Here is a 12,728-nt window from a genome sequence, read left to right on the forward strand (position 1 = left end):
TTGCAGTTCCGGCATACGGATTGCAACGAAAGTCGGTGCTTTCGAGCGCCAGGAAGGCAACAGGCAAAGCCGTTCTCGGGGACGAAGAACGCCTTGGCCTGAATTTAAGAAAATGCGGCTCGCAGCGGACGAGCGGTGACCCAGAGGCGGGTGCCGCGGAACGCCCAAGGTGCGCCGAAGATAGCGGTGAGGCAGCTTGCCGCATGGAGAGGATTGGAACAATGACCGGGTCGCAATTCGAGCGCGCAAACATCGTGGCAGAAGAACTGTCGGCGACGGTCGCCTCGAAAACGACTGATCCGATTCAGGAACACAATTCGCGCCCGCCGGCTGTAGGTCTGTACGATCCGAGCCTGGAGAAGGATTCCTGCGGCGTCGGCTTCATCGCCAACATCGAGGGCAAGAAGTCCCACGAGATCGTCGCGGACGCGCTCAGCATCCTCTGCAACCTCGAGCATCGCGGCGCCGTCGGCGCCGACCCGCGCGCCGGTGACGGCGCCGGCATCCTGGTGCAGATCCCGCACGCCTTCTTCAGCCGCAAGGCCGGGGAGCTCGGCTTCACGTTGCCGGCTCCGGGCGAATACGCCATCGGCGCGCTGTTCATGCCGCGCGACACCGCCTGGCGCAACGTCATCAAGAGCATCATCGCCGACCAGATCAAGGAAGAGGGCCTGACCCTGCTCGGCTGGCGCGACGTGCCGACCGACAATTCCTCGCTCGGCGTCACCGTGAAGCCGACCGAGCCCGCCTGCATGCAGGTGTTCATCGGCCGCAACGGCACCGCCAAGACCGAGGACGATTTCGAGCGCCGGCTGTACATCCTGCGCAAGTCGATCTCGCAGGCGATCTACCAGCGCCGCGACCGCGGCCTCGCGGGCTATTACCCCTGCTCGATGTCGTGCCGCACCGTGATCTACAAGGGCATGTTCCTCGCCGACCAGCTCGGCAAGTACTATCCCGATCTGCACGAGGCGGACTTCGAGAGCGCGCTGGCGCTGGTGCATCAGCGCTTCTCGACCAACACCTTCCCGGCGTGGTCGCTGGCGCATCCCTATCGCATGATCGCGCATAACGGCGAGATCAACACGCTGCGCGGCAACACCAACTGGATGGCGGCGCGCCAGGCTTCCGTGAGCTCCGAGCTCTACGGCAAGGACATCAACCGGCTCTGGCCGATCTCCTATGAAGGCCAGTCGGACACCGCCTGCTTCGACAACGCGCTCGAATTCCTGGTGCAGGGCGGCTACTCGCTGCCGCACGCCGTCATGATGATGATTCCGGAGGCGTGGGCGGGCAATCCCCTGATGGATGAGAAGCGCCGCGCCTTCTACGAATATCATGCTGCGCTGATGGAGCCGTGGGACGGCCCCGCCGCAATCGCCTTCACCGACGGCCGCCAGATCGGCGCGACGCTCGACCGCAACGGATTGCGGCCGGCGCGCTATCTCGTGACCAAAGACGACCGCATCGTGATGGCGTCCGAGATGGGCGTGCTGACGATCCCCGAGGACCAGATCATCACCAAGTGGCGGCTGCAGCCCGGCAAGATGCTGCTGGTCGACCTCGAGCAGGGCCGCCTGATCCCGGACGACGAGATCAAGGCCGAGCTCGCCCGGAGCCATCCCTACAAGGAGTGGCTGGAGCGGACCCAGATCGTGCTGGAAGAGCTGCCGAAGGTGCCGACCACCGGCGTGCGCTCCAACCTGTCGCTGCTCGATCGCCAGCAGGCGTTCGGCTACAGCCAGGAAGACATCTCCATCCTGATGACGCCGATGGCCTCCACCGGCGAGGAAGCCGCGGGCTCGATGGGCAACGACACGCCGATCTCGGCGCTGTCGGACAAGGCCAAGCCGCTGTTCACCTACTTCAAGCAGAACTTCGCGCAGGTCACCAACCCGCCGATCGACCCGATCCGCGAGGAGCTGGTGATGAGCCTCGTCTCCATCATCGGACCGCGGCCCAACCTGTTCGACCTGCAAGGCCTCGCCACCACCAAGCGCCTCGAAGCGCGCCAGCCGATCCTGACCGATGCGGATCTCGAGAAGATCCGCTCGATCTCCGACGTCGCCGAGTCGCACTTCAAGTCGCGCACGCTCGACACCACCTTCCACGCCGGTCTCGGTGCTGCCGGCATGGACCAGGTGCTCGACGAGCTTTGCGCGCGTGCGGAAGCCGCCGTCCGCGAGGGCGTCAACATCATCATCCTGTCCGACCGCATGGTCGGCAGCGACCGGGTGCCGATCCCGGCACTGCTGGCCTGCGCCGCCGTGCATCATCATCTGATCCGCGTCGGACTGCGCACCTCGGTCGGCCTCGTCGTCGAATCCGGCGAGCCGCGCGAAGTGCATCACTTCGCCTGCCTGGCCGGCTACGGCGCCGAAGCGATCAATCCCTATCTGGCGTTCGAAACCATCATCGCGATGAAGGACCGCCTGCCCGGCTCGCTCGACGACTACGAGATCGTCAAGCGCTACATCAAGTCGATCGGCAAGGGCCTGCTCAAGGTGATGTCCAAGATGGGCATCTCGACCTACCAATCCTATTGCGGCGCGCAGATCTTCGACGCCGTCGGCCTCAAGGCGGACTTCGTCGGCAAGTTCTTCGCCGGCACCCACACCCGTGTCGAGGGCGTCGGCCTTGCCGAGATCGCGGAAGAAGCGGTGCGCCGTCATGCCGACGCGTTCGGCGAGGCGCAGGTCTACAAGACCGCGCTCGACGTCGGCGGCGAATATGCCTATCGCAGCCGCGGCGAGGACCATGCCTGGACCGCGGAGTCGGTCGGGCTGCTCCAGCACGCCGCCCGCGGCAATTCGCTGGAACGCTACCGCGCCTTCGCCAGGATCCTGAACGAGCAGTCGGAGCGGCTGTTGACGCTGCGCGGCCTGTTCCGGATCAAGAACGCGGACGAGGAGAAGCGCAAGCCGATCCCGATCGACCAGGTCGAGCCGGCCAAGGACATCGTCAAGCGCTTCGCCACCGGTGCGATGAGCTTCGGCTCGATCTCGCGCGAGGCGCACACCACGCTCGCGATCGCCATGAACCGGATCGGCGGCAAGTCGAACACCGGCGAAGGCGGCGAGGAAGCCGACCGCTTCAAGCCGATGCCGAACGGCGATTCCATGCGTTCGGCGATCAAGCAGGTCGCCTCGGGCCGCTTCGGCGTCACCACGGAGTATCTCGTCAACTCCGACATGATGCAGATCAAGATGGCGCAGGGTGCCAAGCCCGGCGAAGGCGGCCAGCTGCCCGGCCACAAGGTCGACGCGACCATCGCCAAGGTCCGTCACTCGACGCCGGGCGTCGGCCTGATCTCGCCGCCGCCGCATCACGACATCTACTCGATCGAGGATCTGGCGCAGCTCATCTACGACCTCAAGAACGTCAACCCGACGGGCGACGTCTCGGTCAAACTGGTCTCCGAGATCGGCGTCGGCACGGTCGCCGCCGGCGTTGCCAAGGCGCGCGCCGACCATGTCACCATCGCGGGCTTCGAGGGCGGCACCGGCGCTTCGCCGCTGACCTCGATCAAGCATGCCGGCTCGCCCTGGGAGATCGGCCTTGCCGAGACCCACCAGACCTTGGTGCGCGAGCGGCTGCGCAGCCGCATCGTGGTCCAGGTCGACGGCGGGTTCCGCACCGGCCGTGACGTCGTGATCGGCGCGCTCCTCGGCGCCGACGAGTTCGGCTTCGCCACCGCGCCGCTGATCGCGGCCGGCTGCATCATGATGCGCAAGTGCCACCTCAACACCTGCCCGGTCGGCGTCGCGACCCAGGACCCCGTCCTGCGCAAGCGCTTCACCGGCCAGCCCGAGCACGTGATCAACTACTTCTTCTTCGTCGCCGAGGAAGTCCGCGAGATCATGGCATCGCTCGGCTTCCGCACCTTCAACGAGATGATCGGCCAGGTTCAGCTGCTCGACCAGACCAGGCTGGTCGCGCACTGGAAGGCCAAGGGCCTCGATTTCTCGAAGCTCTTCGTCAAGCAGAAGGAAGAGAAGGGCCAGAAGATCTATCATTCCGAGCGCCAGAACCATCATCTGGAGGCGGTGCTCGACCGCACGCTGATCGAGAAGGCGACGCCTGCGCTCGACCGCGGCGCGCCGGTGAAGATCGAGGCCAGGATCAACAGCACCAACCGCTCGGCGGGTGCGATGCTGTCGGGCGCGGTCGCCAAGATCTACGGTCATGCCGGCCTGCCGCACGACACGATCCATGTCGGGCTCAAGGGCACCGCCGGCCAGGCATTCGGCGCGTGGCTGGCGCAAGGCGTCACCTTCGAGCTCGAAGGCGAAGCCAACGACTATGTCGGCAAGGGCCTCTCGGGTGGCAAGATCATCGTCAAGCCCCCCGCCAACAGCGGCATCGTGCCGGAAGAGAGCATCATCGTCGGCAACACGGTGATGTATGGCGCCATCCAGGGCGAGTGCTACTTCCGCGGCGTCGCCGGCGAGCGTTTCGCCGTGCGCAACTCGGGTGCGGTGGCGGTCGTCGAAGGCGCCGGCGATCATTGCTGTGAATACATGACCGGCGGCATCGTGGTCGTGCTCGGCAAGACCGGGCGCAACTTCGCGGCCGGCATGTCCGGCGGCATCGCCTATGTGCTCGACGAGACCGGCGACTTCGACAAGCTTTGCAACATGTCGATGGTCGAGCTCGAGCCGGTGCTGTCGGAAGAGCTGATCAACGCCGGCACCTATAACCACTCGGGTGACCTCGAGGCGCACGGCCGGGTCGACGTGTTCAAGAACCTGCTCGACTCCGACGTCGAGCGCCTGCACGTCCTGATCTCGCGCCATGCCAAAGCGACCGGCTCCAAGCGCGCCGCCGACATCCTTGCCAACTGGAAGGACTGGCTGCCCAAATTCCGCAAGGTGATGCCGGTCGAATACCGGCGCGCGCTGCGCGAAATGGCCGCCAACGCGGACGCCGAGCCGAAAATCGCGATCGGCGCGTAGAGCGATAAGCCCTCATGGTGAGGAGCGCGATAGCTGCGTCTCGAACCATGAGGTCACCAGCGGGGCCTTTCATCCTTCGCGACGCGGCGCCAGTGCGCCGCTCCTCAGGATGAGGGTCTGGCTAGAGAGAAGACGAATTTAAGCGGCAGGGACTTCGGGTTTAATGGGCAAGATCACGGGTTTTCTCGAAATCGAACGGCATGACCGCAAGTACACCCCGGTCGCCGAGCGCGTGAAGCATTTCAACGAGTTCGTCGTTCCCTTGACCGAGAAGGAAACGCGCGATCAGGCCGCGCGCTGCATGAATTGCGGCATCCCCTATTGCCACGGCACGGGCTCGGTGGCGCCCGGCACGCCCGGCTGCCCGGTCAACAACCAGATCCCCGACTTCAACGACCTCGTCTATCAGGGCAATTGGGAAGAGGCCTCGCGCAACCTGCACTCGACCAACAATTTCCCGGAGTTCACGGGGCGCATCTGCCCGGCGCCGTGCGAAGCGTCCTGCACGCTCAACATCGACGACAACCCCGTCACCATCAAGACCATCGAATGCGCGATCGTCGACCGCGCCTGGGACAATGGCTGGCTGAAGCCGGAAGTGGCGACCGTCAAGACCGGCAAGAAGGTCGCGGTGATCGGCTCGGGTCCGGCCGGGATGGCCTGCGCGCAGCAGCTCGCGCGCGCCGGCCACGACGTGCATCTGTTCGAGAAGTTCGCCAAGGCCGGCGGCCTGCTGCGCTACGGCATCCCCGACTTCAAGATGGAGAAGGGCGTCATCGACCGCCGCGTCAAGCAGATGGAAGGCGAAGGCGTCACCTTCCACTACAACAGCCATGTCGGCGCTGACGGCAATGTCGACCCGCGCGAGATGCTCAACGATTACGATGCCGTCGCGCTGACCGGCGGCGCAGAAGCCCCGCGCGACCTGCCGATCCCCGGCCGCGACCTCCAAGGCATCCACTACGCCATGGACTTCCTGCCGCAGCAGAACCGCCGCGTCTCCGAGGAGCCGCTCGGCGGCGTCCAGGAGATCCTGGCCGGCGGCAAGCATGTCGTCGTCATCGGCGGCGGCGACACCGGCTCGGACTGCATCGGCACCTCGCTGCGCCAGGGTGCGCTCTCGGTCACCCAGCTCGAGATCATGCCCGCCCCGCCCGAGCGCGAGAACAAGGGCCTGACCTGGCCGAACTGGCCGCTCAAGATGCGCACCTCCTCCAGCCAGGCCGAAGGCGCGGTCCGCGAATACGCCGTGCTGACGCAGAAGTTTTCCGGCGAGAACGGCCAAGTCAAGAAGCTGCACTGCGTGCGCGTCGACGACAAGTTCAAGCCGATTGCCGGCACCGAGTTCGAGCTCGATGCCGAGCTCATCCTGCTCGCGATGGGTTTCGTGCATCCCGTGCACGAGGGCCTGCTCAAGCTGCTCTCGGTCGATCTCGACCCGCGCGGCAACGTCAAGGCCAACACGCTCGACTACCAGACCTCGCGCCCGAACGTGTTCACCGCCGGCGACATGCGCCGCGGCCAGTCGCTGGTGGTGTGGGCGATCCGCGAGGGCCGGCTGTGTGCGCGGTCGATCGACACGTTCCTGATGGGGAAGACAGATCTGCCGCGGTAACCGCGGCTGGTTCTGCTGCCAGATTAGCAAACGGTGTCATCGCCCGGCTTGACCGGGCGATCCAGCATTCCAAAGACAGTTGTAATCGAAACGATAGGCCGCGGCGTACTGGATGCCCCGGTCAAGCCGGGGCATGACAGCGGAGTAGGTGGCGAGAGCGGAGCCGAACTAGGCCGCATACGCTCAAACGCGACGCACCGCCGCCCTCAATTCTGCAACCTCACCCCCACCAACATCACCGTCCCCTGCGAGCTCGACCCCGGCTGGTTCGAGTTCAGGATGTCGTGGCGCAGCGTGCCCTTGATCCAGATGTTGCGGTTGAGCTTGTAGATCAGATTGCCTTCGAGTGAGTAGGTTTTGTCGTTGCGATTCTGGTTTTGGTAGTCGTAGGTGCCGTAGGTGAACTTGCCGACCGCGGTGAGCCAGCGGCGGAAGTCGTGATCGACCTCGATCCCGTAGGTGCGCACCAGCACGCCGGAGGAGCCGGGGACCGTGGACTCCGCGATCTGCGTGTCGGTGGCGAATTTCACCGTGGTCAGGCCGCTCGCGTTCCAGATCAGCGAGCCCGCGGTGAGGAAGCCCGCGAGCTGGCTGAGGCGCGGGTCGACATAGTTACGCGCGGTATAGCCGACCGAGATCTCACCGATCAGGATGCGCGAGAACTCGAAGCTCGAGCCGACCTTGGCGTAGCCACCCGATGAATCGCGGAAATAGCCGTTGCGGTCGGCGGGCTGGTCGTGCACGCGACTGTCGCCTTCGATCTCGACGAACGGCTTCAGCCCCGGCTTGAGGTCGTAGGAGAAACGACCGATGCCGCCATACTGGTTGAAGTCGCGGTCGTCGTTGCTGAAGGTCGAGCCGTCGGTCAGCTTGGAATCGGTGTAGGCGGTGCGATCGACGGTGGCGCCGGCAGCCACCTGGAAGCGATTGAAAGTCTGGTCGAAGCCGAGCGTGGTGCCGTAAGCGGCGTAGATCGGATATTTCTGCAGGCCCGCCTGCACGTTCGGGCTGCCGGGATTGTCGGTCGCGACCCGCAGCCGGAACTGCGAGGTGAGCTTGAGGTCGCGACTGACGTCAAAACGACCGTCGACATGACCGGTGAAGTCGGGGCGGTCGATCTCGACCGGCGACGGCGAGGCGAAGCCGTCGATCGTCGCCGGCATGTTGTTGGTGTAGCCGGAGAACGAGCCGCGCAGATCGGCGACCAGCGCGTGGCGCTCCCAGTCGGACATCACGAGAAGATCGGGCGCGACGACATAGGCCGGCGAGCCGACCGGCTTGTTCAGGCGCGCCGGATTGGTGTCGTAGCCGGCCGAGAGCTCGAGCCCCCCCTTGATCAGGAAGCTGCCGGCATAGTCGCCGACCGCTCCGAACGCATCGTCGTCGGCCTTGAGGCGGCGGCGCAGCGGCTGGCCGGGCACGGTGCCCGCCATCGCCCGCGGCACCGGCGCCTTGTTTGCGGTTTCCGACGGCGGCGGCGCGATGCGCGGCGGCCCTAGCGTCCGGTCCGGCGTTGCCGGCGGCACCGGCGAGCCGGGTCCGACCGGGCGCTTCGGCCTCGGCTGCCCGGGATAGAGCTTTGGCTGCTGCCGCTTGCGGTTGAGCGAGTCGTAGCCGGAGCCGCTGGCGCCGTTGGCGGCCGGCAGGCCGTACGTCGGCACCTGGCCGACGCGCGAGGTCGCCGGCGCCTGCTGGCGCTTGCGCGGATCGGCATTGGGATCGGGCAGCGCCGGGAGCGCATCCAACGGCGCCTGCGGCACGCCCGCCGTGCGGCGCGTCGGCAGCGTGTCGGGCGCGGCAAAGCCGCCGCGGTTGGGATTGAACAGGTCGGGCGTGAGGCTCTGGGCGGCCGCCGGCGCGCTTCCGAGGGCGGTCAGCGCAAGGCACGGCAAAGCCGCGCGCAGGAAATGCCCGCGTTTGCTCCGGCTCGTGCCTGGAGGCGCCCCCACGATGTAAGAACTCCAACGAAATCAAAGACTTTCACGACGACCTCCGCCAGCGAGCGGGAACCATCGTTAATGGAGTTAAAACAATTATGGTTAATGACCCGTTTCGGGCCCTGGCGCTCTCGTCGCCTCGCCGGTCTCGGCATGCTAAGCAGGGCCAACGGGCGCGCGCCCCTCCTCCCTGGACCTGAACATGTCGAGCTCGAAACCGCTGATGACCCCATCATCCGGCCCTACTCCCGACAGCGTCGAATCCGCGCTCCGCACGCTGGAGACGGAGAGCGGCGGCATCAACGCGCTCGCCGCCGCCCTGCGCGGTCCGCTGGGCGCGACCTTCGCCAAGGCGGTCGACCTGATCCGCAACGCCAAGGGCCGCGTCATCGTCACCGGCCTCGGCAAGTCCGGCCACATGGCGCGCAAGATCGCGGCGACGCTGGCCTCGACCGGCACGCCGGCCTTCTTCGTCCACACCGCCGAAGCCGCCCATGGCGACCTCGGCATGATCACCGCCGACGACGTCATCATGGCGCTGTCCTGGTCCGGCGAGCAGCCGGAGATGAAGACGCTGGTGAACTATTCGGCGCGCTTCGCGATCCCGATGATCGCGGTGACGTCGAACGCGGCGTCCTCGCTGGGTCAGGCCGCCGACATCGTGATCGAGCTGCCGAAGGCGCGCGAGGCCTGCCCGCACAATCTGGCGCCGACCACCTCGACGATGATGCAGGTCGCGATCGGCGATGCGATCGCGATCGCGCTGCTCGAAGGCCGCGGCTTCACCGCGCTGGAGTTCGCGCATTTCCACCCCGGCGGCAAGCTCGGCGCGATGCTGAAATTCGTCCGCGACTACATGCGCACGGGCGCGGAGATCCCGCTCAAGCCGCTCGGCACCAAGATGTCGGACGCGGTGATGGAGATGTCCGCCAAGGGCCTGGGGTGCGTCTGCATCGTCGACGATGCCGGCGGGATCGCGGGCATCATCACCGACGGCGATCTGCGCCGCCACATGCGGCCGGATCTCCTGACGGCATCCGTCGACGACATCATGACCAGGCAGCCGAAGACCGTGCCGCCCTCGATGCTCGCCACCGAGATGATCGAGGTGCTGAACACAAGCAAGATCACGACGCTGGTGGTGACCGAAGCGGACAAGGTGGTGGGCATCGTGCACCTGCACGATCTGCTGCGGGCGGGCGTGGCTTAGGGCGCGCTCTTTCCACCCGTCATTCCGGGGCGCGCCACTTGGCGCGAGCCCGGAATCCATTCATCTCCGAGGTTGCGGCCCGATGGATTCCGGGCTCGCGACTTCGTCGCGCCCCGGAATGACGGCGGGGGTGAGACGCTCCTCGCAATGACGGCGGTTGGGGCTACACCGGAAACCGCGCAGCCTTCTCCTCCAGCGGCAGCTTCAGCCCGTTCGCCAGGTACGACACTGTGCGGTAGAAGCCGCACAGCAGCATGATCTCCAGGATCTGGGCCTCGTCGTAATGCGCCGACAGCGCGGCGAATTTGGCGTCATCCAACGTCGCGCGGTGATGCAGCGCATCGACCGCCGCGATCAGCGCCTGCTCCGCCGGCGACCAGCACGGTGACGTCGCATCGCCCCGCGCGGTCGCATGCACCTCATCTTCGGTGAGCTTCGCCGGCCCGGCGAAGATCGCGACATGCACGCCCCATTCATACTCGCATCCGGTCAGCGCGCAGGTGCGGTCGATCACGATCTCGCGCTGGCGCAATGACAGCGGACCGGGATCGAGCAGGCCGCCGGCGCGGAACTTGTCCCAGGCGCGCGTATGGCCCGCCATCACCCGGAACAGCGCCAGCGGCGGGGCGCCGCGCATGATGCGGTCGAACTGCGCCTGGATCTCCGGGGGATAAGGCGGGACGAGCGGGGCGATACGCGGCGCGGCCTGGGACATCAGCTGTCTCCGTTGCTACAATTATCGTAGCAACACGCTACATTATTTGTAGCACCGCGCAAGAGGGCCGGGATGGCGAAACAGGCAGCATCAGGGAGCCGGACCGTGCGCGGCTCACGCACCGGCCGGCCGATCATGGCGCTGCTCGACCTGCTCGGCCGACGCTGGAGCCTGCGGATCCTGTGGGAATTGCGCGACCAAGCCCTCACCTCCCGCGCGTTGCGCACCGCCTGCGACGAGGCCTCGCCGACGGTGCTGCAAGCGCGGCTGACGGAGCTGCGCGATGCGGGATTCGTGGAGCTGGGCGACGGTGGAGGTTACGGGCTGACAGCGCTTGGGCGCGAGCTGTGCGAGACGTTCATGCCGCTGCACCGGTTTGCGGAGAGGTGGAAGAGGTAAAATCTGGACGCAGCCACACGCTCCGATCTTCCTTCTCCCCTTGTGGGAGAAGGTGGCGCGAAGCGCCGGATGAGGGGTTGCCTCCGCAAACATAGCGCAGCGTTGGAGGAAAGAGACCCCTCACCCGTCTCGCCGCTACGCGGCGAGCCACCCTCTCCCACAAGGGGAGAGGGGAAGAGAGAACTACGCCGCGGCCACCGTCAAATTTGCACCGTCAACCTGCACCACCTTCACCCGCGTCCCGGCCGGCGTATCGGGGCCGGCCACGCGCCACACCGTGTCGCCGAGGCGCACGGTGCCGTTGCCGTCGATGATCGGCTTCTCCAGCGTGAACTCGCGGCCGAGCAATGCCTCGCTTCGCTTGTTCAGGAAGGGGCTCGTGCTTGCGTCCAGCTTCGGCCGCGCGAGCCGGCGCCACACCGGCACGGCGGCGGCTGCGAAGATTGCGAACATCACCAGCTGGATCTGCCACGACACGGCCACAGCAAAGGAGATCAGGCCGACCAGCAGCGCGGCGAGCCCGAGCCAGAACAGGAATACGCCCGGCGCCAGCACCTCCAGCGCCATCACGATGAAACCGAAGATCAGCCAATTCCAGGTGCCGAGCGATACGAACATGTCGGTCATGACACGACCTCTTTATGCTGGCGTATGCCCTGATCGGAAAACCGGTCCCCACTTTTCCGGGGCATGCGCTTTAAATTGCCGCATGCACTTTTCGAAAATGCATGCGCTTTGATTACCCCTGTCGCGGCGGCACCGCCGGCGGCGTGGGGCCGGTCGTCGGCACCGAGCCGCCGCGGCGGGCGGCAGCGGCCGCGGACGCCGCGCTTTCGCCGAACGTTGCCTTGGCGATCTCGCCGATGCCGGCGAGCGAGCCCAGCATACTCATCGCTTCGACCGGAAGCATGATGACCTTCTGGTTCGGCGAGTCGGCCAGTTGCCCGAACGCTTTGATATACTTGTCGGCGATGAAATAGTTCAGCGCGGCGACATCACCCTTGGAAATCGCTTCGCTGACCATCTGCGTCGCCTTGGCCTCGGCCTCCGCGGAACGTTCGCGAGCCTCGGCGTCGCGGAACGCAGCTTCCTTGCGGCCCTCGGCCTGGAGGATCTGGCCCTGCTTGGCGCCCTCGGCGCGCAGGATCTCGGACTGGCGCTGGCCTTCGGCGGCCAGAATGTCGGCGCGCTTGACGCGCTCGGCCTTCATCTGCCGGCCCATGGCTTCGACGAGGTCGGCGGGCGGCACGATGTCCTTGATCTCGATGCGGTTGACCTTGAGGCCCCAGGGCGAGACCGCGGCGTCGACGACGCGAAGCAGGCGCTCGTTGATCTCGTCGCGATGCGACAGCACCTGGTCGAGATCCATCGCGCCCATCACCGAGCGGATGTTGGTCATGGTCAGGACGGTGATGGCCTGGGTCAGGTTGGAGACCTCGTAGCTCGCCTTGGCGGCATCGAACACCTGGTAGAAGGCGACGCCGTCCACCGTCACGGTGGCGTTGTCCTTGGTGATGACCTCCTGCTCGGGAATGTCGATCACCTGCTCCATCATGTTGATCTTGCGTCCGACGCGATCGAAATAGGGCACGATCAGGTTGAGCCCGGGGCTCAGCGTCTGGGTGTATTTGCCGAACCGCTCGATGGTCCAGTCATAGCCCTGCGGCACCGTCTTCACGCCGGCGACCAGCGTGACGATGACGAGCAACACCAGAACAATCGCGAAAACATCGAAACCGCTCATATTTCCTCCAAGGCGGGAAAGCCCTTTCCCGCGCTGTCATTGGTCGGGAACGCGACCTTACCGGTTCAGCGGTCACCATTCACGTCGGCGCGGAGCGACATTTCCACAAGAAGTACGGAGGCGGAACGATCGCCGATAAGTATTGTGAGAAAG

Annotated in this window: 8 protein-coding genes; 4 read left to right on the forward strand and 4 right to left on the reverse strand. The window is 65.9% G+C overall.

The features are described 5' to 3' along the window. Positions 1-221: 221 nt before the first annotated feature. Both gltB and AB7531_RS38795 read left to right on the forward strand, forming a co-directional pair. On the forward strand, positions 222-4,955 hold the full coding sequence (gene gltB, locus AB7531_RS38790) for a glutamate synthase large subunit (RefSeq protein WP_441280259.1): 4,734 nt from the start codon (positions 222-224) through the stop codon (positions 4,953-4,955). A gap of 163 nt (positions 4,956-5,118) precedes the next feature. Continuing rightward, on the forward strand, positions 5,119-6,570 hold the full coding sequence (locus tag AB7531_RS38795) for a glutamate synthase subunit beta (protein WP_063985701.1): 1,452 nt from the start codon (positions 5,119-5,121) through the stop codon (positions 6,568-6,570). 206 nt (positions 6,571-6,776) lie between these two features. Here AB7531_RS38795 and AB7531_RS38800 read toward each other — a convergent pair whose 3' ends face one another. Next, positions 6,777-8,519 (reverse strand): outer membrane beta-barrel protein, encoded by a 1,743-nt coding sequence (locus AB7531_RS38800; protein ID WP_231143655.1) that lies wholly within the window; start codon positions 8,517-8,519, stop codon positions 6,777-6,779. 190 nt (positions 8,520-8,709) lie between these two features. Here AB7531_RS38800 and AB7531_RS38805 point away from each other — a divergent pair, with 190 nt between their 5' ends. Then, positions 8,710-9,717 (forward strand): KpsF/GutQ family sugar-phosphate isomerase, encoded by a 1,008-nt coding sequence (locus AB7531_RS38805; RefSeq protein ID WP_063985702.1) that lies wholly within the window; start codon positions 8,710-8,712, stop codon positions 9,715-9,717. 163 nt (positions 9,718-9,880) lie between these two features. On the opposite strand, the gene AB7531_RS38810 is transcribed toward AB7531_RS38805, so the two are convergent. Next, complete coding sequence (locus tag AB7531_RS38810; protein ID WP_063985703.1) at positions 9,881-10,432, reverse strand: carboxymuconolactone decarboxylase family protein; 552 nt, start codon at positions 10,430-10,432, stop codon at positions 9,881-9,883. Between the two features lie 72 nt (positions 10,433-10,504). On the opposite strand from AB7531_RS38810, the gene AB7531_RS38815 reads away from it, so the two are divergent. Beyond that, complete coding sequence (locus tag AB7531_RS38815; protein ID WP_063985704.1) at positions 10,505-10,831, forward strand: winged helix-turn-helix transcriptional regulator; 327 nt, start codon at positions 10,505-10,507, stop codon at positions 10,829-10,831. A 183-nt stretch (positions 10,832-11,014) separates the two neighbouring features. Here AB7531_RS38815 and AB7531_RS38820 read toward each other — a convergent pair whose 3' ends face one another. Together AB7531_RS38820 and AB7531_RS38825 are read right to left on the reverse strand one after the other, a co-directional pair. Continuing rightward, positions 11,015-11,458 carry an NfeD family protein gene (locus tag AB7531_RS38820; protein WP_063985705.1) on the reverse strand — a complete coding sequence of 148 codons (444 nt, stop codon included), beginning with the start codon at positions 11,456-11,458 and terminating at the stop codon, positions 11,015-11,017. A gap of 112 nt (positions 11,459-11,570) precedes the next feature. Next, a complete protein-coding gene (locus AB7531_RS38825) occupies positions 11,571-12,575 on the reverse strand; it encodes an SPFH domain-containing protein (RefSeq protein WP_071909416.1) in 1,005 nt (334 codons plus the stop codon). Positions 12,576-12,728: the final 153 nt, after the last annotated feature.

The organism is Bradyrhizobium sp. 63_E2_N1_3, assembly GCF_052076005.1.
Taxonomy (GTDB): Bacteria; Pseudomonadota; Alphaproteobacteria; order Rhizobiales; family Xanthobacteraceae; genus Bradyrhizobium; species Bradyrhizobium barranii.